This is a genomic window from Ruegeria sp. YKSD179 (assembly GCF_059612885.1).
Map to the genome: position 1 here is coordinate 84929 of NZ_JBXWRL010000012.1, position 24587 is coordinate 109515.

Below are 24587 nucleotides of genomic sequence, written 5' to 3' on the forward strand. Positions count from 1 at the left end.
TCCGTCAAAGAAAGCGCAACCTGTCCAGCGCCCCTTGCAAGATATAACCTGCCGCGACGTGGTCGATAACCTGTCCGCGACGTTTTCGTGTCGTATCCGCCTCGAGCAGTGCTTTTTCTGCCGCAACAGTACTAAGTCTTTCATCCCAAAACCCGATTGGCAAATCGGTCAAACGAGAAAGATTTCGGGCAAAAGCGCGGGTTGACTGACAGCGGGGTCCTTCTGATCCGTCCATATTTTTGGGAAGCCCCAGAACTATTCCGCCAATCTCCCGATCTGTTGCAATTTCGATAAGACGAGCTGAGTCGAGTGAGAATTTTTTGCGCCGCACCGTCTCTAGCGGGCTGGCCACTGTGCGCATGCGATCGGAAACTGCGACCCCGATGGTTTTTTCGCCAAGATCCAAACCTATCAATGCCTTCATCTGAGGTAGAGCGTCGGCAAAGTCCTGAAATTCTTCGGAGATCATTGGTCTAGACCAGCGCGTTGCGAAGCGATTTGAATCACTTCCAATGCGGCGTCGTTGCCAGAAAACACAAGCAACGCTTCATCCCGAATGTTCTTTGCGCGCTCGGTGTCGCCAAGAACGCCCAAGGCTGCGATCAGGCGGGCCCATTCCTCGGGTGTTCCACCTTCGGTGGCCAAACGGTCAGACAGCTGGTTGACCATGCCTTGAATCATTTCTTGACGTTCTTCAGGTTTAAGGTCCGCCGCAGCTTGCATGTCTTCTTGTGAGGGACCCGGCATTGCCGGAGCAGAACTTAGGTTCGGTGCGTTGAACACCCCGGCGCGGAAAGCAAGGTCGTCGATCTGACTTCGAATGGCGCTGGCCCAGGGAGCGCCCGGAGGAGCACTGCGAAGCGTATCCGCCCAAACACGATAGGCAAGGTCCGGTCGCCCGGTCTGAGCCAGCATCTGCCCCCAGTAATATCGCGCCGGACCTTGCTCGGGATCACGCTCAAGTGCCTGCTGCAACGCTTCCTCGGCTTGTGGTGAGACATAGCCTCCGGCAGCAAGGATCATCATTTCGGCCAGATCGGCATAGGCTTCGGCAGAAGCTCCACCGTCAGAAAGTTCGATGACCCTGGTCTGAGCTTCATATCCAGCCTTGAAGTTTCCGGCGTTTGTTTCGTGCTGTGCCAGCAAAGTGTGGCCTTGTATGTCGTCTGGTCGCCCTGCCACTGTCTCCCGCAGCTGGGCAAGCAGCGCGGCGTAGTTTTCATCGAGTGTCGGTGCAGCGACCGGAGTCGCCATGCTTTCAGCGTCAGCTTGGCTAGGACGGTTTATGCGCAAATCCTGGGCCATCGCCAATCTTGCGGACAGTGGCATGTCAGGAAACCCAGCAGCCCCCATCTGCCGGTAAATCACCAAGGCACCACCGACCAGCGATAAGACCAACAAAATGACAGCAATGACTGAAACTGTTCTTGTCGGCCCTTTCGCGTCTTCTGTAGTGCGTGCCTGCGCGTCGGCCGCCAATATCCTACGGGAAATTTCGGTCCGCACACGATCTGCGTCAGCCTCTGCGATCACACCTCGGGAAAGGTCACGGTCCACACTGGCCAACTGTTCGCGATACACCCTCAGATCATACGCCGCGGTTGACTCCTCTGCCCGGCGGTTACGCACAAGAGGGGCAATCAAAAACCCAGCGATAAGCAATGCTATCAGCGAAGTGATAATCCAGAATGTCATTGTCCCTCCGGAGTGGCTCATCAGACTTAGACCCCCGGGCCGGACGAAAAAAGGGGCAAAAAGCCGCGAAGCGCGATCATGTCGCAATAATGCGATATTGTGACGTTGCACGGCACAGGTAAAATGACGGTACGCGGCATATCTGCGCCCAATCACCGAAGACCGGACGGATTCGCTTATGAAACACTATTCAGCCTTTGCTGTAGCGCGTGAGGCGCTGCGATATCACACGGGATGGGAACGGGCGTGGCGTTCGCCCGAGCCAAAAAAGCGATATGATGTCATTATTGTCGGTGCTGGGGGTCACGGGCTGGCGACAGCATATTACCTGGGCAAGAACTACGGCATTCAAAATGTCGCTGTGATCGAAAAAGGCTGGTTGGGTGGCGGCAATACGGGCCGAAACACAACCATTATTCGATCGAATTATCTGCAGGATCCATCGGCGGCGCTTTATGAAAAGGCTCGAAGCCTCTACGAGGATCTGAGCCAAGAGCTGAACTATAACGTTATGTTCAGTCCGCGCGGGGTAATGATGCTGGCGCAGACTCAGCACGAAATACGCGGCTATCAACGCACTGCTCATGCAAATGCTTTGCAGGGCGTCAAGACAGAGTGGATCGGGTCGGAGCGTGTGAAAGAACTGGTGCCGATCATCAATATCGACGGCCCTCGATACCCAGTGTTGGGCGCGCTTTGGCAGGAACGTGGCGGTACTGCGCGCCATGATGCCGTTGCGTGGGGCTATGCACGTGCGTGTTCGGCGATGGGGATGGACATCATACAGCAGTGCGAAGTCACTGATGTCAGATCGGAAAACGGCCGCGTTGTGGGTGTCGACACCACCAAAGGTGCCATCGATTGCGATAAGCTGGGGATTGTGGTTGCTGGCCATTCGGGACAATTGGCCGAAATGGCAGGTTTCCGGTTGCCGCTGGAAGCTATTGCTCTTCAGGCGCTGGTGTCCGAGCCGATCAAGCCCTGCATGGACGTGGTCGTGATGGCCAATACCGTACATGGCTACATGTCACAGTCTGACAAGGGTGAGATGGTGATCGGTGGTGGAACCGACGGGTTCAACAACTATACCCAGCGCGGCTCGTTCCATCATATAGAGGAAACTGTGCGTGCACTTGTCGAAACTTTTCCGATGATTTCGCGTCTGAAGATGCTGCGTCAATGGGGTGGGATCGTCGATATGACCGGCGACCGCTCACCCATTTTGTCGAAAACGCCGTTGACCGGTTGCTTCATTAACTGTGGTTGGGGCACTGGTGGGTTTAAAGCCATTCCCGGCTCGGGCTGGGGCATGGCGCAGTTGATGGCAACCGGTCATTCGCCTTTAACCGAAGCCTTTACGCTGGACCGCTTCAAAGAAGGCCGTTTTATCGACGAAAGCGTTGCAGCAGGGGTGGCGCATTGATGAGACGTTTTGATCGCAGACCCCGAGTACGAGCATTCGATCGAGGCTCTTGCGTGTTTTTGAGTGGAATGTCAGCCGGATTTGGCTGCAACCGGCTACTGAAAGGATGAAACTATGCTAGTCCTTACTTGCCCTTATTGCGGTGTCGAAGCCGAAGAAACCGAGCTGTCCGCAGGTGGAGAGGCGCATCTGAAACGCTATGGCCCGGGTTCGTCAGATGACGAATTCCACGATTACCTGTTCATGCGTGAAAATCCCAAAGGCGTACATTTTGAACGCTGGCGCCACTCATACGGATGTGGCAAGTGGTTTCACGCCGCCCGTTGTACGCAAACGCTCGAAGTTTTTGGTACTTATTCTGCGCAAACCACCGAGCCTCCGAAAGAAGTCAAAAATGCCATCTCGGCTAAACGCCCAGGGTGGTCTTGGAGGGGACACTCCTGATGCTGCTTGTTCTTGAAAAAACTTCTGCCCAAAGCGTCTACGCCTTAACCTGCGAAAGGTCCGCAGCATGAGCTCCCGTCTGGCAAAACAAGGTCGTTTGATTGACCGTTCCAAACCGGTCACGTTTTCCTTCAACGGCAATTCAATGCAGGGGTACGAGGGAGATACGCTCGCTTCGGCCCTGCTCGCGAACGATCAGATGATGGTTGGCCGTTCTTTCAAGTACCACCGTCCTCGCGGAGTTGTTGCCAGCGGTGCAGAGGAACCCAACGCTCTGGTCGGTTTGGGGCAGGGCAATAGGTTCGAGCCGAACCAGCGCGCCACAACCACAGAACTTTTCAATGGCCTGACCGCGATCTCGCAGAACCATTGGCCGAGTCTGGAATTCGACATCGGTTCGGTTAACACTGCGCTGGCCCGATTTTTGCCAGCCGGGTTCTACTATAAGATGTTCATTCATCCTAAACCGTTCTGGAAACACATCTACGAGCCGTTCATCCGCCAATCTGCAGGTCTGGGCAAAGCCCCAGACAAGGACTCTCGAGATGCGGACACTTACGAGCACTTTTACAGTTTTGCCGACGTTTTAGTGATCGGTGGTGGTATCGCAGGATTGCAGTCGGCAAAAGCCGCAGCACTGTCCGGCGCCAAGGTCATGCTGATCGAGCAGACCGCGCATTGGGGCGGGCGTACTTTGGTCGATGGTGGAACCGTTGGCGGGAAACCTGTGGATAAGTTCGTGGACCAATTGGTTTCTGAGCTAGAAACAATGGATAACGTGACCATGCGCACACGCTGCATGGGGGCCGGAGTATACGACCACGGTTACGTATTGGGCTACGAGCGTTTGAGTGACCACAGACCCGGGACACAGGGTCCGCGCCATCGTTTGTGGCGTATACGGGCGAAACAGGTCGTCACCGCTACAGGTGCAATCGAGCGACCGTTGTCGTTTGCCGGGAATGATGTGCCGGGAGTCATGCTGGCATCCGCGATGCGCGATTATGTTGTGAACTGGGGAGTGACTCCAGGACAGCGGGTCGTGATCGCGACCAACAACGATGATGCATACCGAACAGCAATTGCCCTGAAACAGGTCGGTGTGAACGTAATCCGTGTCGTTGATACGCGTGCAACGGCGGGTCCAATGGCAGAGGAAGTCCGTCAGCTTGGGGTACGTGTCGATCCGGGTAAAGCTATTGCCAAGGTCAAAGGTGGCAAGCGCGTCAAGAATGTCCAGCTATGTAACCAGGACGGTATCGGTGGTGCTCGTGAAGAGATCGAGTGCGATGCAGTTGCAATGTCGGGCGGCTGGTCGCCGGTTGTCCATCTGTGGTCCCATTGTGGAGGTAAGCTGATCTGGGATGACGCAAACGCGCATTTCCGTCCTGATCCCAATAGACCACCTTTGGGAGCAAATGGCGACGGGTTCGTTGTGGCTGCGGGGTCGTCCAATGGGCATTTGTCGCTGGGTGAAGCGATTGCCGACGCACATGCTGCCGGAAAGGCGGCTGCCAAGGCTGCTGGCTTTAAGCCTAAAAACACCAGAGCTCCATCAGGTGAAGCAGCCGAAGAGGCACCGATGGAGGCAATCTGGTTGATGCCTGCGAATGCCGAGGTGCAGCTGCGTATGAAATCCTGGCTGGATTTTCAGAACGACGTCAAAGTGTCGGATGTTCAACTGGCAGCGCGCGAGGGATATGAAAGCGTTGAGCACACCAAGCGCTATACAACGTTGGGCATGGCCACCGATCAGGGCAAACTAAGCAATATTAATGGCTTAGCTATACTTGCTGACTCATTAGACTCCGATATTCCAAAGGTTGGCACGACAACATTTCGTCCGCCTTACACCCCGATTTCCTTAGGCGCTATTGGTGGCGAAGCGCGGGGCGAGGTTTTCCAGCCTATCCGCCGTACACCGATGCACGATTGGCATGACGCGAACGGTGCAGACTGGGAACCGGTTGGTCAATGGCGACGCCCCTATGCCTATGTCCGTCCCGGGGAATCTGTGCATGACGCAGTGAATCGAGAGGTTAAAAATACTCGCGATAATCTTGGCATTCTAGACGCTTCGACTCTGGGAAAATTGATCGTCAAAGGCCCAGACGCCGGCAAATTTCTGGACATGTTGTACACGAACATGATGTCCACGCTTAAATTGGGTAAATGCCGCTATGGTCTGATGTGCTCGGAAAACGGGTTTTTGATAGATGATGGCGTTGTCGCTCGTATCGACGAGGACACATGGCTTTGCCACACGACGACAGGCGGGGCTGAGCGAATACACGCGCATATGGAAGAATGGCTTCAGACCGAATGGTGGGATTGGAAAGTCTATGTCGCCAATGTGACCGAACAGTATGCACAGGTTGCGGTTGTCGGTCCGAATGCCCGCAAGGTGCTTGAGAAGTTGGATGGTATGGATGTATCGAAAGATGCCCTGCCGTTCATGGAATGGCGAGATGGCAAAATAGGTGACTTCGATTGCCGCGCCTATCGCATCTCGTTCTCCGGTGAACTCAGTTATGAAATTGCAGTACCTGCCAGCCAGGGACAAGCGTTTTGGGATGCATTGTTTGCGGCGGGGCAGGAGTTTGGTGTGATGCCTTATGGCACAGAATGTTTGCATATTCTGCGCGCCGAAAAAGGCTTCATAATGATAGGAGACGAAACAGACGGAACCGTGATCCCACAAGATCTTGGCCTGCACTGGGCGCTTTCAAAAAAGAAAGAGGATTACCTGGGCAAACGTGCCCATTCGCGTAGCCATATGACGGATCCTGATCGCTGGAAACTGGTGGGGCTTGAGACTGTGGATGGTTCTGTTATCCCCGATGGCGCCTATGCAGTAGGCGAGGGCGTCAACGCCAACGGTCAACGGAACATGATCGGACGCGTAACCTCAACTTATTTCTCGGCTAATCTGGGCAAGGGTGTCGCAATGGGGTTAGTCAAGAACGGACCGGACCGGATGGGCGAGATCATCGAATTTCCCGGCACTGACGACAAAATCTACAAGGCCAAAATCGTTGATCCGGTCTTCTTCGACAAAGGTGGAGAGAAGCAGAATGTCTGAGCCCATCAGCGCATTGAACCATGCCAGCTATGACGGCATTGCCAAGGTTGAGGAAAGCGGCCTGCAGGGGATGATTACCGTGCGTGGAAATCTGTCCGACAAAGTGTTAGCCAAGGCGGTCAAGGATGCGACCGGCCAAAAAGTGCCCGGACAGCGCGAAGCATTTGTCGAAGGCGACACCGGTGTCTGTTGGATGTCGCCCGACGAACTGCTGGTACTGGTGCCTTATGCCGAATTGAATGCAAAGTTGGCAGCAATGACAGACGCGCTGAGTGGCGTTCATGCTCTGGCAGTCAACGTCTCAGATGCGCGGGCTGTGTTTCGTGTATCCGGCAATTCGGCGCGCGAAGTTCTGGCCAAACTGGCACCGGTAGATTTGTCGCCCGAGGCCTTCCAACCGGGTCAAATCCGGCGTTCACGCTTGGCGCAGGTAGCGGCGGCTTTCTGGATGGACGACACCGATACGTTCCGAGTTGTCTGTTTTCGATCCGCTGCAGAATATGTTTTTGAGCTGTTGAAGGTCGCGGCGCAGCCCGGCAGCGAGGTTGGGGTTTACTGACCCAGCATTCTCATCATTTGTCCGGCTCAATTGGTCTAAAAAAGTTGTCTTTTTGTCGTCCAGAAGTCTCGTCAAAAAATCCAATTTTACCATGTGAGATGTGGTCGTTATCGGTCGATACACTTGTTTCACATTTTTAGAAGGCGCAGCGCTTCTTGGGCGGCTTCATCAAGGTGGCGGACGCATGGATTTGTAATCTCCGCCCTTGACCTCGGCCACTTGCCAAAGCATTTAACCCTTGGGAACCGAAACTTATATTTAACAGGGGGCCGAGATGGCTTTTGAACTTCCTGATCTTCCTTATGCACATGACGCGCTTGCAGCCAAAGGTATGTCCGCGGAAACGCTGGAGTATCACCACGACCTGCACCACAAGGCATATGTGGACAATGGCAACAAATTGATCGCTGACACTGAATGGGACGGCAAGTCTTTGGAGGATATCATTGTCGGCACTTATGATGCAGATGCCGTCGCGCAAAACGGAATCTTTAACAATATTAGTCAGCTCTGGAACCACAACCAATTCTGGGAAATGATGGGCCCTGGCGGTAATGCGATGCCGGGTGAGCTGGAAGCGGCATTGGTGGAAAACTTTGGCTCGGTTGACGAATTCAAGTCACAGTTCAGTGCGGCTGGCGCTGGTCAGTTCGGTTCAGGCTGGGCGTGGCTGGTCAAGAACGCAGACGGCTCGCTGGCGGTGACTAAGACAGAAAATGGCGTGAACCCATTGTGCTTTGGTCAGACAGCACTGCTGGGTTGTGACGTGTGGGAGCATTCGTATTACATCGATTTCCGCAACAAGCGCCCGGCTTACCTGTCGAACTTCCTCGACAATCTGGTGAACTGGGAAAACGTCGCGTCGCGGATGTGATCGTTTGAACCGAAGACGGTTTATCAAAGGCCTGCTGGCGCGAAAGCAAGCGGGCCTTTTTTCTTTGGGCTACAGGTTCTTTCTTGAACCTGCGCTGCGGCTGCATGTGCGCAAATGGCATGTGCGACGACGCGGTTGGGTCGAATGGCTATGTCCAGACGCTTGAACGGTATGGGCTTTCAGGTCTTGTCCAATGCCGAGGTCAATTTGGATGATGCCAGAGTTTGGTCGGCGCGGTTGGAGGATCAACGCGCGATCCCGCGCGGGTTACGAAAATGCCGAAGGTTGCACGACTTACCGGCAACATTGGCGCAAGTTATCGATGACGCGCCTGTCATCATGATGGCCCATGAGCCCGGTATGTTCCCCGAGATGCCCAAGCGGGTTGCCTTGACGGTCTCTGGTCACACCCATGGCGGGCAGATTCGGTTTGCGGGTTGGGCGCCGTTTGTCCCGTCCCAGTGCCGCAACCGTTACGCCTATGGCCACGTGCACGAGGATGGGCGTGATCTGATTGTCTCGGGCGGGATCGGGTGCTCCATCTTGCCGGTGCGATTCGGAGTGTCGCCTGAGATCACGGTGATCGAATTGTCCACCTGACGGGTGGAAACCTGCCGACACGTCAACTTTCATGTTGAAACCTATTGCACCGCCTCCCGCAGTACCTAGCTATAGTAGGCGGAGGGAGAGAACCGCCAAATCGTTGAAAAACAACACTGTGCTGCGTGAAAGACACCATTCACGCGACCAGATGGGCTGTGCCCGCTGGATGAGGGATGAGCAAATAAATCGATACAGGAGGTCACTATGGCTGCACTTGAACAGGGAACTTGGGTCATTATCGCGGACGGAGAAAAGGCGCTGGTGATGGAGAATATCACCGACGCGCAGGACCCCAATCTGGTTGTCGTCTCCGTCGAGGAGCTTGATACGCCTCAACCCAGACCTACGGATCGTGCCGGTCGTAGGTATGACGCGGGGCCGAACCAAAAGTCGGCCATAGAGGAGCCCGACTGGAAAACCCATGCGAAATCTCTTTTTGTGCAAGATTTGGCAAATTTACTGAACCGAAAGGGTTTAAAAGGCGCGTATAAACGATTGGTTTTAGTTGCAAGTCCGCATGTACTGGGGCTTCTACGTCGTCGGCTTCACAGTAAAGTCTTGGCTAAAGTTGTCGCCGAAGTCGACAAGACCATGACCAATCACCCCTTACGCAAAGTAGAAGCTTTGTTGAGCAATCGGTTGAAATCGTCTGTTCCGTGAACGGGAAAGATAAGGGCGGTTACACACCGCCCATCTATTACGTCAGTCTAAAACCTGCCGCAGGGCAGACATCGCGGCGTTAGGACTGTCGACCCAGGTAATAAAATCTAACAGTGATGCATCAGCGAAATCCTGATCGATGACTTGCTGCAGAAGAGTGCGCAATGCATCCCAGTAACCGTCTATGTTCAAGACCAGTATGGGCTTGTCGTGCAAACCCAACTGTCGCCAGGTCAGGGCCTCGAACAACTCGTCCAAAGACCCCGCTCCTCCGGGAAGCACGACGACGGCATCAGCGTTCATGATCATGACTTTCTTACGTTCATGCATCGTCTCGGTTACGATGAATCGCGTAAGGTCTGTCTTACCCACTTCACGTTGCAAAAGGTGAACAGGGATCACACCAAAGGTTTCACCGCCGGTCGATTGCGCTGCGCGCGCAACTTCGCCCATCAACCCTACGTCTCCGGCGCCGTAAACCAATCTCCAACCTTCCTTAGCCAACAACTGTCCAAATTGGTTGGCAGCTTGTGAATAGGCCGGATTAGTGCCATTGCGTGACCCGCAATACACACAAACAGATTTCTGAGACATGGAATGACTTCTCCGGGCTTGTGTCAGAGGTTTTGACCCCTGATAGCGACATTGATAGATTGGCTCAACCGTCCGATCGAATGCTCGACACTCGGGGTATTTGTGTGGCGGGGTGAAAGGAAAAGAATGAACGCCGAATCGGGAAGCGGAAGCTCTAAAACATTTATTTGGGGGCTGGTTGCGGGGCTCGTCGCTGTTTTGGTGGCAGGGGGGCTTTATCTATCGGGGATTTTCAACAGGACACCTACACAGTCACCGACCGAAACCGACGTTGCTGTTGAGCAACCGTCGGAAGAGTTGCAAACAGATGAGCCTGCGGCGTCGACAGAGGATATTCAGGCCGAAGCTCTGGAACAAAATGTCGGCACGGACCAATCGGCGGATATTTCCGAACCCGCCGTTGAATCTGAGTCTGAAGACCCCGCAACTGATGAAATCGCCACTGCCGCTCCGGTTCTGGATCAGATTTTTGTCGAACCAGACGGGAATTCTTTGCTTTCAGGAACAGCAGATCCGGGTTCCGAAGTCGACGTCGTGCTGGATGGCGAAACTGTTCACAGCTTTACCGTGGACGAAACTGGTCAGTTCGCCGAATTTCTGTCAATTCCTTTTGATGATGATGCGAGAGGGTTGGTATTGGAAACTCAAAATGAGGATGAGCCTGTTCGTTCTGATGACTATCTGATCGCCGCTCTGCCTGAGCCTGGGCCTGAGCTAACGGATAATGCTCCTCAGGAAACCGAGGACCCCGAAACCGCCGGATTGGAGGCTTCTGACGCAGAAAGCCCTGACCCAAAAATCGAAGAATTAGAAGAGCCGCAGACAGAGTCTTCGGAGACAGCAACCTCTGTTGCTGAAACCGAAACCGACGAAGAACCTGCGGCTATCACCCCAACCACGAACCCCGACAAGCCGAGCCAACAGGTGGCTATCCTGAGGTCTGGCGAAGATGGCGTCGAACTGGTTAAGCCGCCTGCAGCAAGCGAAACACCGCCGGATCAAGTTGAACTCGACACAATTGGGTATTCAGACGAAGGCGAGGTTGAGCTGACAGGCCGCGTTCAGGATGATTCCTCGGTGCGTCTGTATTTGGACAACAATCTTGTGGCAGATTTGGATCCTTCGAACGACGGTCAGTGGCGCGGAGAAATCGAAGGTGTGGATCCCGGTGTCTATACATTGCGCGTAGACGAGGTTTCACCCGAAGGCGACGTGGTTAGCCGGATCGAGACACCTTTCCAACGTGAACCCATCGAAACGTTGAAGGCTGCCGAGGCAGCGGCCATCCCCAACTCGTCGACGGCAGCTCCGATCAGGTCCGTCACAGTTCAAAAAGGCGACACCTTGTGGGCTATTTCGCGCGAGCGTTATGGCGATGGAGTGTTGTATGTCAGGCTGTTCGATGCCAATCGCGAGTCAATCCGCGACCCAGACCTGATTTATCCCGGGCAAATCTTCACGATCCCCGAATAGAACGCTGACACTGGCCCAGTGCGGGCCAGGGTCAATCTCAGACCGATGTTAAGGTACGTGATGAGACGAAAGCCCGCGAATCCGCCTATTGAGACGCGAGACCAGGACGAGCGCAAGTCGGGATGGCGCACCATCCGCAAAGTTGCACCATATCTATGGCCTGATGATGAGCCGTGGGTAAAGCGGCGTGTGGTAATAGCATTGTTGATGCTTGTCTTGGCCAAGCTGATCGCTGTCTACACCCCGATTTTATATAAAGGCGCAGTTGATGGGTTAGCTGGCGAAGGTGTGCCCCCGCTGGCGTTGGGAGCGGTGGGTTTGACCGTTGCCTATGGCATAGCTCGAATGATGACCGTTGGATTTCAGCAGTTGCGGGACGCGCTGTTCGCACCGGTGGGGCAAAGGGCACTGCGAGCGCTGGCGCTAGAAACATTTCGGCACATCCACCAATTGTCGATGCGCTATCACGTGACCCGGCGCACTGGTGGCCTAAGCCGCATTATCGAAAGGGGCGTCAAAGGCGTAGAATTCCTGCTGCGGTTTTTACTCTTTTCCATTGGACCGCTGATTTTAGAACTTTTGATGGTGGCGGTCATATTAATGTGGTTGTTCGATGTATGGTATCTGGTCGTGGTCGCAGCGACAATCACACTGTACATCTGGTTCACATTTGCGGTGACCGAATGGCGCGTAAAACTGCGTCGTGAAATGAACGATCAGGATACCGAAGCCAATCAACGAGCGATCGACAGCCTATTGAACTTCGAAACTGTCAAGTATTTCAATGCGGAAACGCGCGAAGCTGAACGTTACGATGTGTCGATGAAGGCGTATGCTCAGGCAGCGCTAAAAACGGCTTATTCGCTTGCGTTTTTGAATTTTGGTCAATCCATGCTGATCACTGCGGGATTGATTGGTGTCATGGTTCTGGCGGCCATTGGAGTACAAAACGGAACGCTCACTGTGGGGGATTTCGTCATGGTCAATGCGTACATGATCCAAATTACGGTCCCACTGAATTTCCTTGGCACGGTTTACCGCGAAATCCGTCAGTCGTTGGTTGATATGGGACAAATGTTCGATTTGCTGGAACAGCCATCTGAGGTAACCGACAAGCCCGGTGCGCGTGATCTTGAGGTGGCTGGGGGGCAAGTCACCCTCGACAATGTTCGTTTCGGATATGATCCAGATCGGGAGATCTTGCGTGGAGTGTCCTTGACAGTGCCAGCCGGGAAAACCGTGGCTATTGTGGGTGCAACCGGTTCAGGAAAGTCCACAATTGGGCGTTTGTTGTTCCGTTTTTATGATGTTACCGGTGGCGCGTTGAAGATTGACGGGCAAGACGTTCGGAACGTTACACAATCCAGCCTTCATTCAGCTATTGGAGTAGTTCCTCAAGACACGGTCCTGTTCAACGACACGATCCGCTACAACATCGCCTACGGTCGGGATGGTGCTAGCCAAGCAGATGTCGAGGCCGCTGCTAAAGCGGCCCAAATACACGAGTTTATCGAAGGTTTGCCGCAAGGTTATGATACCAAAGTCGGCGAACGCGGACTTAAGTTATCAGGGGGAGAAAAGCAACGCGTCGGCATTGCACGAACACTGTTGAAGAACCCTCCGATTCTGCTGCTGGACGAAGCGACATCAGCTTTGGACACAGATACGGAACAGGATATCAAGGATGCGCTTGCTCGTGCTGGTGAAGGGCGGACTGTGATAACGATCGCGCACCGTCTAAGTACTATTGCCGAGGCCGACCAGATTGTCGTTTTGGAAAAAGGCAAAATCATAGAGCAAGGCACCCATGATGCATTGCTTTTGCATGAGGGGCGCTATGCACAGCTTTGGAACAGGCAGCAACTGGATGCGCAGGTTGCGTGATCACTGCATACTTTAAGGTTAAACTCTAAATCGAAACGCCGTCGCAACAGACTATTCAGCGGCCTTCAATGGCGTTGAAGGAGGATGGTCCGGATTGTCATTATCTGTTCTTTGCGACTCGAAAATTACGTCGGCGTTGTCAGTCCAGACGACTTCGGTGGATTGCATCTGGCGCGCCGTGCGGCCAATTTTCATATCTTGCGCAATTTGACTGGACCGGCCCCCGGTTAGACCGGCCAATGCCTTGGCCAGCCAGACCGAGTAGGTGACAACCCAAACCCGAAGCGCAAGAAACGATGGCGTTACGATCAGAGTCAGCACGGTTGCCGTGCCCAGGCCGAAAACAACTGCTGTCGCAAGCTGCTTCCACCAAAGCGCAGTGGGGCTGTCGATTGAATATCCACCATTGATAAAGTCCAGAGACAAACCGAACATCATTGGCGTGAGGCCCGCCATAGTTGTCAAAGTTGTTAGCAAAACGGGTCGAATTCGCGCCTCGGCCGTTCGTACAATAGCCTCGATTCTGGGCATTTGGCGGCTGTATTCCTGATAAGTGTCAATCAGAACAATGTTGTTGTTCACCACAATCCCTGCAAGCGCCACAATACCTGTCCCGGTCATGATGATCGAAAAGGGCTGTTGCATCCACATCATTCCGATCAGTACACCGGTTGTGGAAAGCACGACGGCCAAAAGAACAAGAACAGAGTTGTAGAACGAATTGAATTGCGCCAGCAGAATTACGAACATTAGCCCCAACGCACCAGCAAACGCGTTGACCAGAAAGGCGCCCGATTCTTCTTGATCTTCCTGGTCTCCGGTCCATTCCCAACTTACCGTGTTGGTAAAGGGATCGGTGTTTAACCATTCGGTCAGAACCGCGATACGTTCATTCGGGTTGATCAGACCAAACTTGGCATCTCCGCTTTCAATGGCATTTTGCAGGTCATCGATACTTTCGGCGCCTGTTAGCTGCACAAGCTCAAAAGCCTTGCCTTCTGAGTTGGTCAAAACCGTTCCGGAAGGTTCTGCCCCTTCGGCGACCTCTTTCATTACGGCCAAACGTTGTTCTGCCCCATCTGAACCTTCGATGAACACTTTGCTCAAACTGGGTTCGACATCCGCTTTTACGTCATAGTAACGTTCCTGATTGACCCGGTCGATTACCGCGAGTTTGGCCACTGGCTTACGCGTGACAAAGTTCGAAAGAGGCACCAACCCATCCTGGGTTCGCACTTTTAGAGTATCCAAAGTTGATAACACTCGGTCTTCCTCGGGCAGGCGGACCCTTATTTCGATTTCCTCATCCGTGCTGTCAGGGCGCATTTCGCCCAACAGGATGCCGCGTGTCACCAATTGTACCATTGCACCAACGGTCGCAACATCGGCGCCAAAACGCCCGGCCTTGGCGACATCGACGTCGATTTGCCAGTCGATTCCGGGAAGCGGTAGGGTGTCTTCGACTTTGATCAGGCCGGGCATTGAATCAAACACCGAGCGTGCGTTTGACGCGGCTGTGGTCAGATCTTCCCAGCTGTCGCCTTTGATACGCAAATGTACCGGTTTGGCCGACGCGGGTCCCTGTTCTAAGGCCAAAATTTCGACCACGATACCCGGTAACTTGGCAAGTTCGGAACTCAACTCTTCCAGCACGAAATCGCCATCGAATTCAGGCGCAATAACCTGCCGTTCCAAACGTCCTCCAGCGACAGGTTCCGATACGGTGGGCCGATCCTCCCATGGTATGATCTCGAACTGAACTCGCCCTACCGTATCAGCCGGGGCTTGGGCACCGCCATTGTTTTGATCCAAACCGCCTTCGCCAGCAAAGGAAAAGACATTAATAACTGCGGGATGGGCGCTGATGACCTCTTCTGCCGCCAATACCATCGCGTCTTTTTCAGCCAGAGACAGGTTTCCCCGGGCGCGCACATACGCAGTGGCTTGTTCCGGTTCGTTTTCGACGAAAAACTCAACTCCGCGAGAGTTCTGTGGGAAAAGTACAAAAGCAATGTAGAAAACCATTGCGAACACCGCTGCGATAGCGACGATCGGCATTACCGGATTTCCAACCAGAAATTTGACGAAATAACCAAAAGGGGTGTGTTCTTTTGATGTTTGAACCTTCTCGTCGACCTTACGTTCAATTCGCGCCGCGCTGAGCGTAACCGAACCTGCAAAAGCTCCAAACAAAAATAGAAACGCTCCAACGATAGAGCCGCCGGGCAACAAATAGCTGGGGTTCAGCATCTGCATCGCGCCAAGGAAAATCAAATAAAGTGAAGGCGGGACCAATGCTGCGCGTACCCACCATGGAGTACGTGCCCTTAACCATTTCGACATACGGTCGAAAGTGCGGCTAAGGCGTCCGGAAACGCCGCCCATGACCGGAAGATAGATAAGCGCGACGATTAACGACGCCGAAAGTACGAAAATAAGCGTAACGGGCAACATCCCCATGAACTCGCCAGGAACACCGGGCCAAAACAGCATGGGAAGAAAGGCACAAAGTGTAGTGGCCGTTGACGACACGATCGGCCAAAACATCCGTTGAGCGGCCTGAACGTAGGCGTGCATGGGGCCAACGCCTTCTTTGATGCGTTTGTCAGCGTATTCGACAACAACGATGGCGCCATCTACCAACATTCCGACTGCCAGAATGAGACCGAACATCACGATATTGGAAATGCTGACACCCATTACAGCAAGAAATGCAAAACAAAGGAGGAATGATGTCGGAATGGCAAATCCAACCAAAAGCGCGGCACGCGTTCCTAATGACGCAAGCACTACGATCATCACCAAAGCGATCGCAGTCAGAACAGATCCTTCCAGCTGACTGACCATTGATCCAACGATACGGCTCTGGTCGTTAGAAGTTCCGACATCGACGGCCGCCTGCAATTCAGGTGGCCATTTAGTCTGGGCTGCATCAATTGTCTGTTTCACCTGTTCAACTGTGTCAATCAGGTTGAATCCCTTGCGTTTGACCACTTGCAACGCCACGGTGGCTTCGCCATTGAAGCGGGCAGTACCCGAGCGGTCTTCGAAGGTGTAATTGATTTCGGCCAACTCACCCAGAGTTACGACGCGGTCGCCGTTAACTTTGACGGGCAGTTCGTACACATCCCGTGCGGTTTTGAACGAGGACGGAATTTTAACCGAGAATGTGCCTTGCGCCGTTTCTACTTCGCCTGCCGCAATCAATTGGTTGTTGTTGCGCACGACGTCGATCAATTCGGCCGCTGTAACGTTATAGGATTCGAGTCGAAGTGGATCGATGATAACTTCCAGCAACTCGTCGCGATTACCCGCTATTCCAGCTTCAAGCACAGAATCCAATGCTTCAAGTTCATCCTGCAAGTCTTTGGCAATGCGGGCCATTGTGCGTTCAGGTACAGCGCCCGTCAAGTTCACGATGACTATCGGGAATTCCGAAAAGTTGATTTCGAACAGTGAATATTGTTCAGCGCCATCGGGAAATTCGGCCTGTGCGCTGTTCATTGCATCACGCACATCGGCGGTTATGGCTGTCTTGTCCCAGCCGAAGTCAAATTCCAGCCCGATGCCGGCATAGCCTTCAGCAGCGGTGGCGGTCATTTCCTTTAGGCCATCCAAATCCGCCAGTTCGGTTTCCATTGGTTTGACCAAAAGGTTTTCGGAATCCTCTGCCGAGATTCCGGGGAATGACACTGAAACGAACAGGGCGGGGATTTCAATGTCCGGCTCGCCTTCCTTAGGCAAGCTGACATAGGCGAACCCCCCCACAACAAGTGAGATCGCAATGAACGCCAGAACCATTCTGGCGCGGCCAGCGGCCCAACTGACGATACCCGTCATTGCGATTCTTCCATGTAAGTCGGCGCCACGGCCACACCGCTTGTCACAAATTCCTGCCCTACAACAATCACATCAGTTGTTTCTGGAAGGCCACCGATCCATACGCCTTCGGACGTGTCGCGCAGCAACTCAATCGGCATGAAATCGACGATGTTGCCCGCCCCGACTGTACGTACACCCAACTGGCCGTCATTGTTGAGTGTAAGAGCAGATTGCGGTAGCAAGTGAGCTTTGACGCCTTCCGCTGCAATCTGAATTTCTGCGGTTTGGCCGTCTCGAATCAACAGTTCGGGGTTGGGTACGGTTACTTCCACCTCAAATGTGCGAGTTGTTTCGTCTGCCGAACGACTTAAGAAAGTTACGCGACCTTCAACCTGAAGCCCTGTAACCAGTTTGGCCGAGGCCAAGGACCCTACAATAATGCGATTCACTTCAGTTTCCGGAACAAAACCGACCAGTTTTATCGGATCAAGCTGTATAACAGTCGCGCACAGTGATCCGGGTTGCATCAAGCTCCCTAGTTCTGCGGTATCGCTTTCCAGCAAACCTTTGAACGGAGCCTCGATGGTAAGCCTGTCCATTTCGCGACGGGCTGCGGCGACTTCGGCTACGGCTGCCTCGATACCCGCTTGAGTGGCTTCCAATCCTGCTTCAGCAGATTTCACGCCGGCATCGGCGCTGCTCATAGCGGCCTCGCTGGAAATTCGGCGTGTTTCTGATCCAAATCCACTTTCAGATAGTCGGCTGGCTGCTTTCAGATTGATTTCGGCTTCGGCGACCAGAGCGTGAGCTTCTTCCAAACGAGCCTCAGCCTCGGGTATTCGGCTTTCTGCTTCAAGTTTTCCTGCCATCGCTTCGGCCAGACCCGCAGGACGTGTGCCGGGGTCAAGTTCGCAAAGAAGATCACCCGCTTCGACAAATGCGCCTTTGCGCATCGGTTCGGAGACCACTGTCGACGTAGTTTCTGCCAAAACTTCAACCTGACGGTTCGCTTTTGTTTGTCCCCGCAAGAGCACGGCACTGCCTATCTCGCGTGCGGTCGATCGGAGTGCGACGACTCCAACAGCGTTTTCGGCGACGACAGAACCCTGTTCAACGGATTCTTCGGCCGATGCGGATTGATCTTCGCCACGACCAGCGAACGCAAACAGTTCATCCCGTTGAAAAACCAAGAAATACAATGCGACGGTGACCAAAACCGCGTTGATCAGGGAAATCAACCGCATACAAAGCCTCTCTACCAATACCTTGGCCAAACTGAACCTTGGCGCACATGCCTTGAAATGGGGCCGAACCCCATGCATGTCCATACTGAACTGAATAGTTCGGTTCACTTTTTTAGGCAAGAGGCGCCAGTATATCACAGAATGTGTGAATTCGGGCACTTGGCTTGGCCGTGGCGGCGGGGTATGACATGGCGCCAGAAAGCCGAATACAACGCCCGGGGGCAGGATGAGCGACGCCGATAGTTTTATTGATGAAGTCACCGAAGAGGTACGACGCGACCGCATGTACCTGCTTTTGCGTCGTTGGGGATGGATCGGGGTAGTTGCTGTAGTCGCGATCGTTGGCGGCGCAGCGTTCAACGAATACCGTAAGGCCCGCGAAACCGGCCAAGCCGAGGCACTGGGCGACGCAATCCTTTCCGCGCTGGCCGAGAACGGGTCGACCGAGCGCGCTGAACGTCTAAGCCAGATTGATGCTGAATCAGCTGGCGGGGACGCGGTTCTGAACATGCTTTCGTCCGCATCACAATTCGAGGCGGGTTCCGAGGCTGAGGCTGTCGAAAAGTTGAATGCTATCGCGGTTCAGGGCGATCTGCCGGAGATTTATCGCGCTATCGCCAGTTTCAAAGCGTTGTTACTGCAAACTGATTCTTTGCCGGCCGCTGATCGGCGTCAGCAATTTGAGGCCCTGGCAGCACCTGGTGCACCTTTGCGGCTGCTGGCCGAAGAGCAGCTCGCTCTTATCGAGATTTCAGAGGGAGAGACACAGGCCGCGATTGAACGCCTGCAGGCTCTTCGCCAGGACGCAGAGGCCAGCTTTGACCTTCAACAACGTGCTGGTCAGCTGATTGTGGCACTCGGCGGTGAGCCGGAACCACTTGTGGCGCAGAAAGGTTGATCCTTCGGGTCGGCAAAACGGGATGTGACAGGCTGGTGCAAGAGATCATGGCAGCAAAATATATTTCTCATTTTGGACTAGTGGTTTCTGCGCTGACCCTAATGACTCTCAGCGCCTGTCAGGAGCCTGAGGTTATTTTACCTGGCGAGCGTGAAGACATTCGTCCTGCGATAGACAATGAAACAGTTGAGACGCGGGGATCAAAACCGATCAGTTTGCCCGGGCAGTCTGCGAATGCCAGCTGGCCGCAAAGCCCAGGTACAGCTGCATTTCGGACAACAAATGCCGCTCTTCGCGCTACGCCTCAGCGGATTTGGTCAACCTCGATCGGAGCGGGCGACGCGCGCAAACAGCGCATAACTGCTGATCCGGTTGTTGCTGGGGGATTGATTTACACGCTCGATGCAGCGGCAACAGTTTCAGCCGTTACTCCTCAAGGGGCAGTCGCGTGGAGCACTAATGTTATCCCTGCCACCGAAAAAGAAATTGATGCGACCGGCGGTGGCATAGCATATGCGAACGGGATTCTATACGTCTCGTCCGGATTTGGTCGGCTGACGGCTTTGGATGCCAAAACTGGAGTTCAGCGTTGGCAAAAGCGTTTGAATGCTACAGGCAGTGGTGCGCCATTGGTTAGCGACGGGCTGCTGTATCTTGTTGCTGGTGACGATACTGGTTGGGCAGTCAACACCAAGGATGGGCGCATTGCTTGGCAGGTTCAAGGCACTCCAAGCGTTGGCAACGTGCTTGGGGCTCCAGCTCCGGTTGTGACCTCGGACTTAGCGGTTTTCGCATTTGGGTCCGGCGATGTCGCGGCGACTTTTCGCAAAGGAGGTATCCGGCGCTGGAACGCTTCTGTTGCCGGTGGACGTCGCGGGCGCGCTGCTGCGCGTGTCGTAGACGTAACCGGAGGTCCCATGGTCTCAGGCGGCACGATCTATATCGGAAACCATTCTGGTCGCACTGTCGCCTTTGATGCCGCCACGGGTGAGCGCCGCTGGACCGCGCCTGAAGGCGCAGTTGATACGGTCTGGCCTGCAGGTAACAGCATCTTTCTGATCAGCGATCGCAGTCAGTTGGTCCGCCTGGATGCTTCTGACGGATCGATAGTCTGGGCCCAAGACCTGCCAGGTTTTGTCAAGGACAGGCCAGGGCGTCGGGGACCAATCTTTGCCCATTACGGCCCAATTGTTGCCGGAGGCCGAGTTGTTGTCGCCTCAAATGACGGATTCTTGCGCTTTTTTAGCCCGGTCGATGGGTCGCTGGTGCACCAAGTCGAGGTTCCGAACGGCGCGACTACCGCCCCTGTCGTAGCAGGGCAAACGCTATACGTCGTTTCGACCAAGGGCGAACTGCACGCTTTCCGTTGACGGAAAGATGCGCTAAAGGGCGCTTCTTGAGTTTTGAAAGTTGAGTATCATGTCGCTGACCCTCGCAATTGTGGGGCGCCCCAATGTGGGTAAATCCACTCTGTTCAATCGCCTTGTCGGCAAACGATTGGCCTTGGTTGACGATCAACCGGGGGTAACGCGGGATCTGCGTGAAGGCGAAGGTCGGCTGGGCGATCTTCGATTTACTGTGATCGACACCGCAGGTCTTGAGGACGCGACGGACGACAGTTTGCAAGGGCGGATGCGTCGCCTGACTGAACGCGCAGTTGATATGGCAGACGTTTGCCTGTTCATGATCGATGCGCGAACCGGCCTTACTCCAACTGATGAGATGTTTGCTGAAATCCTGCGAAAACGGGCAAAACATGTGATCTTAGCAGCCAATAAGGCTGAGGGTTCCGCGGCGGACGCTGGTGTGCTTGAAGCTTATAATTTGGGCCTCGGCGAGCCTGTACGGATGTCGGGCGAACATGGCGAAGGGATGACGGACCTGTATGCGCAGCTAATGCCATTGGCCGACGCAGCAGAAGCGCAACAAACAAACGATGCGCCAGCGACCGACATAGAATTGAATGAAGAGGGCGAGGGCGAAGAGCCCATAATATCTGATGCGAAACCGCTTCAGGTGGCGGTTGTAGGGCGTCCCAATGCTGGAAAATCCACTCTGATCAACAAGATAATTGGCGAAGATCGTCTGTTGACCGGTCCCGAGGCCGGCATTACCCGAGATGCAATTAGCCTGAGGGTGGATTGGGCCGGGCCTGACGGTGACAGCACTCCAATGCGGATATTTGATACCGCTGGCATGCGCAAAAAGGCCAAGGTTCAGGAAAAACTTGAAAAGTTATCAGTCTCTGACGGCCTGAGAGCAGTGAAATTTGCCGAAGTCGTCGTAGTGTTGTTGGATGCAGCCATTCCATTTGAACAGCAGGATCTGCGGATCGCTGATCTTGCCGAGCGGGAAGGCCGCGCCGTGGTTGTCGCTGTCAACAAATGGGATATTGAAGACGAAAAGCAGCAAAAACTGCGCGACTTGAAAGAATCGTTTGAACGACTGCTTCCCCAGTTGCGAGGCGCACCGCTGATTACGGTTTCAGCCAAAACAGGACGGGGGTTAGAGCGTCTTCGCGAAGCTATCTTAAAGGCACACGAAGTTTGGAACCGCCGAGTGCCAACCGCCGCCTTGAACCGTTGGTTGACGGCTATGTTGGAACAACACCCGCCTCCTGCGCCTCAAGGTCGCAGAATCAAACTGCGCTATATGACCCAGGCCAAGACGCGCCCGCCTGGATTTGTCGTTATGTGCTCGCACCCAGACAAAATGCCGGACAGCTATTCGCGTTATCTGATTAACGGCCTGCGCGAGGACTTTGACATGCCGGGGACCCCAATTCGCCTGACGTTACGCGGGCAAGGTGACAAGAACCCCTACAAAGGGCGCCGAAAAAAGAACGCTGGTGCATTGGCTAAACATCTTAAGGGCAGGGCATAACCCTGCCCAATTCTTACATTTTCAAGTTGAAGGCGTGACAGCCCAGCTGCGGCGCATTAGCATTTGATTGCGAGAATTTGTTCTCGTACCATGATTTGCGGGAATTCCGCCTTAGCTTTGAATTAGATTTCGGCCGGGCATCGTGGGAGCGGTCTTGATGGATTTGAGGGAATACACGCGGCAATACGCGGTGCAGGACAACCGGTTGGCCGCGCTAAGCTATTTCGGGACTTTTGCGGTTTATTTCGCGTCGCTGGCTTTGGCGATTGTTTATGTCGAAAAATGGTATGTCATGGTCCCGGCCGGAGTCGTTTTTGCGTTTTCTGCCGTTCGACTTTATGTACTGCAGCACGACTGCGGCCACCATTCTTTGTTTGAAACGAGACAGCAGAATGAATGGGCGGGCCATGGCCTTTCACCTTTCACCTTCGCACCGTTTGAGGTGATGAAACAGAACCATAACCTGCATCATGCTGGCATTGGCAATCTCGATCACCGGGAGACTGGTGAAATCCACACAATGACCCTGCGGGAATGGAACGCGGCCGACTGGAAAACACGTTTGTTTTATCGTCTGTATAGAAACCCGTTCATTCTGGTTCCTGCTGGCGCGTTGTTTACTTATTTTATCCGCTATCGTTGGCCCAAGAATACAATGCGTTTTGGAGCTAAAGGCGTGCTTTTGCACAACGTTTCTATCGTTGTCTTCCTTGGGCTTTTATACCTTGTTTCAGGTACCACGGGGATCTTAGTCTGGCTGGTATTTTCGTTTCTGGGCGGTATGTTGGGCGTCTTTCTTGTTTATCTTCAGCATAATTTTGAAGACACTTATTGGGATCGGCGACCGGATTTGGATCCGCAATTGGCTGCCTTGCAAGGGTCATCAGCGTTGGATTTTGGCTGGTGGTTCGACAATGCCGTCGCGTGTATCACCCTACACGACATTCACCATTTCAATGCGCGCATTCCATCTTATCGGTTACGAGCTTGCCACTACAACCTACCGCCAGAATTTACGCCCCGCCGGATCAAGTTCCCCGAGGCCGTTGCTGCCTTGAACCTAAAACTATGGGATGAAGAAACGAACAGGTTGGTCCCATTCCCGGGGAAAATATCGGGTTCGCAAGTTATACAAAATGGTTGAGAATACGTTGGGCTTTGCTCAGGTAGTGCGCTCTTGTTAAAATGTATATTTAAAGTATATACATAAATCTGCAGGGAGAGAAAGAAAGGACCTCAAATGACCGCTGTTACCGAAGTGCGAGGCGTAGGACCCGCTCTGGCGCAAGCTCTGAGCGCGAATGGCTTCAAAACTGCCGAAGACTTGGCAAAGGCCAAGCCTGAAGACTTGCTGAAAGTCCCACGCATCGGTGCTTCGCGCGCTCCGATACTGATAGCTGCCGCAAAACAGGCCGCTGCGTCAAAACCCGCAGCTAAGGCTCCTGCCCGCCGTGCGCCGGCTCGCAAAACGACGACCCGGAAACCGTCGACGCGACCAACAGCTGCACGCTCTACTGCCGCCGCTAAAAAGGCGGAAGCTGAGCGCAAAGCGGCCGAGGAACGCGCGGCTGCAGAGTTGGCGGCAGCAGAGGCTAAGGCCAAGAAAAAGGCCAAAGCAAAAGCCAAGGCAGAAAAAGCCGCAAAAAAGAAGTCTGAGATGGAAGCCGCCTTTAAAAAGGCCAAGGAAAAGGTCAAGAAAAAGTCCAAAAAGGACAAGAAATCAAAGAAGGATGAAAAGAAAAAGTCTGACAAAAAATCAGACAAAAAGTCCGGCAAGAAAAAAGCGAAGAAGTAGTTCTTCTCCGCGTTTTTACTCCAAAACCAGTGCGTCGCAAATGCGCTGGTTTTCTATGACAGCGAACCGTTATTCAAAAGCGTCAGCTTACCGCCGAGATAGGGCGCAAGGACGTCGGGAAGGGTGACGGTGCCGTCTGAGTTTTGACCGTTTTCCAAAACGGCAATCAAGCAACGACCGACCGCGAGGCCCGATCCATTTAGTGTATGGACGTATTCTGGCTTACCGCCTCCCTCGGGACGGAAGCGAGCATTCATGCGACGTGCTTGAAAATCTCCGGTGGTCGAAACCGAACTGATCTCGCGATAGGTACCCTGGCCGGGCAGCCAAGCTTCGATATCAAAGGTGCGGCGTGCACCAAATCCCATATCCCCAGTGCACAAAACGACCGTACGGTACGGAATACCCAATTGTTCCAGAATGCCTTCGGCACAGCGCAACATGCGCTTTTGTTCGTCATCCGATTTCTCGGGATGTGTGATAGAGACCATTTCGACCTTTTCGAACTGGTGCTGTCGCAACATTCCCGCGGTGTCCTTTCCAGCGCTGCCCGCCTCGGAACGAAAACAGACCGTATGAGCCGTCATGCGAATGGGCAAGTCGCGTTCCTCAAGAATGTCGCCTGAAACAGAGTATGTCAGGGTGACCTCTGAC

20 protein-coding genes are annotated in these 24587 nt (G+C 53.8%); 14 read left to right on the plus strand and 6 right to left on the minus strand.

Features of this window, described 5'->3' with window-relative positions; all coding sequences use genetic code 11:
• Positions 1-4 precede the first annotated feature (4 nt).
• Entirely contained in the window at positions 5-469 is a 465-nt protein-coding gene (ruvX, locus tag AC2FNE_RS09220; RefSeq protein ID WP_170605115.1) for a Holliday junction resolvase RuvX, read from the minus strand.
• Entirely contained in the window at positions 466-1695 is a 1230-nt protein-coding gene (gene ccmI, locus AC2FNE_RS09225) for a c-type cytochrome biogenesis protein CcmI (protein WP_496805224.1), read from the minus strand. The genes ruvX and ccmI overlap by 4 nt, the downstream gene beginning before the upstream one ends.
• 178 nt (positions 1696-1873) lie before the next feature.
• Here ccmI and AC2FNE_RS09230 point away from each other — a divergent pair, with 178 nt between their 5' ends.
• The 7 genes from AC2FNE_RS09230 to AC2FNE_RS09260 all read left to right on the plus strand — a co-directional run bounded on the left by AC2FNE_RS09230 (position 1874) and on the right by AC2FNE_RS09260 (position 9340).
• Positions 1874-3118 (plus strand): sarcosine oxidase subunit beta family protein, encoded by a 1245-nt coding sequence (locus AC2FNE_RS09230; RefSeq protein ID WP_170605119.1) that lies wholly within the window; start codon positions 1874-1876, stop codon positions 3116-3118.
• Positions 3119-3232: 114 nt separating this feature from the next.
• Entirely contained in the window at positions 3233-3562 is a 330-nt protein-coding gene (locus AC2FNE_RS09235) for a sarcosine oxidase subunit delta (protein WP_170605121.1), read from the plus strand.
• A 67-nt stretch (positions 3563-3629) separates the two neighbouring features.
• Positions 3630-6644, plus strand: coding sequence for a sarcosine oxidase subunit alpha family protein (locus tag AC2FNE_RS09240; RefSeq protein ID WP_496805225.1), 3015 nt, complete (start codon positions 3630-3632; stop codon positions 6642-6644).
• Positions 6637-7203: a sarcosine oxidase subunit gamma gene (locus AC2FNE_RS09245; RefSeq protein ID WP_170472877.1), complete on the plus strand. Its 567-nt coding sequence runs from the start codon at positions 6637-6639 to the stop codon at positions 7201-7203. Before AC2FNE_RS09240 ends, AC2FNE_RS09245 begins: the two co-directional genes overlap by 8 nt.
• Positions 7204-7477: 274 nt before the next feature.
• On the plus strand, positions 7478-8077 hold the full coding sequence (locus AC2FNE_RS09250; RefSeq protein ID WP_170605124.1) for a superoxide dismutase: 600 nt from the start codon (positions 7478-7480) through the stop codon (positions 8075-8077).
• A gap of 144 nt (positions 8078-8221) precedes the next feature.
• Entirely contained in the window at positions 8222-8677 is a 456-nt protein-coding gene (locus AC2FNE_RS09255; RefSeq protein ID WP_170610487.1) for a metallophosphoesterase, read from the plus strand.
• A 207-nt stretch (positions 8678-8884) separates the two neighbouring features.
• A complete protein-coding gene (locus AC2FNE_RS09260; protein WP_496774534.1) occupies positions 8885-9340 on the plus strand; it encodes a baeRF12 domain-containing protein in 456 nt (151 codons plus the stop codon).
• A gap of 42 nt (positions 9341-9382) precedes the next feature.
• Here AC2FNE_RS09260 and AC2FNE_RS09265 read toward each other — a convergent pair whose 3' ends face one another.
• Positions 9383-9934, minus strand: coding sequence for an LOG family protein (locus AC2FNE_RS09265; protein WP_170605130.1), 552 nt, complete (start codon positions 9932-9934; stop codon positions 9383-9385).
• 126 nt (positions 9935-10060) lie between these two features.
• Between AC2FNE_RS09265 and AC2FNE_RS09270 the strand changes: the two genes are divergently transcribed.
• Both AC2FNE_RS09270 and AC2FNE_RS09275 read left to right on the plus strand, forming a co-directional pair.
• Positions 10061-11407, plus strand: coding sequence for a LysM peptidoglycan-binding domain-containing protein (locus AC2FNE_RS09270; protein ID WP_496805226.1), 1347 nt, complete (start codon positions 10061-10063; stop codon positions 11405-11407).
• A 60-nt stretch (positions 11408-11467) separates the two neighbouring features.
• Positions 11468-13291, plus strand: coding sequence for an ABCB family ABC transporter ATP-binding protein/permease (locus AC2FNE_RS09275; RefSeq protein ID WP_170605134.1), 1824 nt, complete (start codon positions 11468-11470; stop codon positions 13289-13291).
• A 51-nt stretch (positions 13292-13342) separates the two neighbouring features.
• Here AC2FNE_RS09275 and AC2FNE_RS09280 read toward each other — a convergent pair whose 3' ends face one another.
• Positions 13343-17131: an efflux RND transporter permease subunit gene (locus AC2FNE_RS09280; protein ID WP_496805227.1), complete on the minus strand. Its 3789-nt coding sequence runs from the start codon at positions 17129-17131 to the stop codon at positions 13343-13345.
• Complete coding sequence (locus AC2FNE_RS09285) at positions 17128-18357, minus strand: efflux RND transporter periplasmic adaptor subunit (protein WP_496805228.1); 1230 nt, start codon at positions 18355-18357, stop codon at positions 17128-17130. The genes AC2FNE_RS09280 and AC2FNE_RS09285 overlap by 4 nt, the downstream gene beginning before the upstream one ends.
• Positions 18358-18583: 226 nt before the next feature.
• Here AC2FNE_RS09285 and AC2FNE_RS09290 point away from each other — a divergent pair, with 226 nt between their 5' ends.
• The 5 genes from AC2FNE_RS09290 to AC2FNE_RS09310 all read left to right on the plus strand — a co-directional run bounded on the left by AC2FNE_RS09290 (position 18584) and on the right by AC2FNE_RS09310 (position 23933).
• Complete coding sequence (locus AC2FNE_RS09290; RefSeq protein WP_496805229.1) at positions 18584-19255, plus strand: hypothetical protein; 672 nt, start codon at positions 18584-18586, stop codon at positions 19253-19255.
• Positions 19256-19302: 47 nt separating this feature from the next.
• Complete coding sequence (locus tag AC2FNE_RS09295) at positions 19303-20625, plus strand: PQQ-like beta-propeller repeat protein (RefSeq protein WP_170605141.1); 1323 nt, start codon at positions 19303-19305, stop codon at positions 20623-20625.
• Between the two features lie 49 nt (positions 20626-20674).
• Positions 20675-22138 carry a ribosome biogenesis GTPase Der gene (der, locus tag AC2FNE_RS09300; protein ID WP_496805230.1) on the plus strand — a complete coding sequence of 488 codons (1464 nt, stop codon included), beginning with the start codon at positions 20675-20677 and terminating at the stop codon, positions 22136-22138.
• A 157-nt stretch (positions 22139-22295) separates the two neighbouring features.
• Positions 22296-23282, plus strand: a complete 987-nt coding sequence (locus AC2FNE_RS09305; RefSeq protein ID WP_170472839.1) for a fatty acid desaturase — start codon at positions 22296-22298, stop codon at positions 23280-23282.
• A 96-nt stretch (positions 23283-23378) separates the two neighbouring features.
• The gene (locus AC2FNE_RS09310; protein ID WP_170605147.1) at positions 23379-23933 is read left to right on the plus strand and encodes a helix-hairpin-helix domain-containing protein; all 555 of its coding nucleotides are present in this window, start codon (positions 23379-23381) and stop codon (positions 23931-23933) included.
• Positions 23934-23986: 53 nt separating this feature from the next.
• Here the strand turns inward: AC2FNE_RS09310 and AC2FNE_RS09315 are convergent.
• Positions 23987-24587 (minus strand): aminoacyl--tRNA ligase-related protein (locus tag AC2FNE_RS09315; RefSeq protein ID WP_496805231.1); only part of this gene is annotated, 601 nt, incomplete at its 5' end.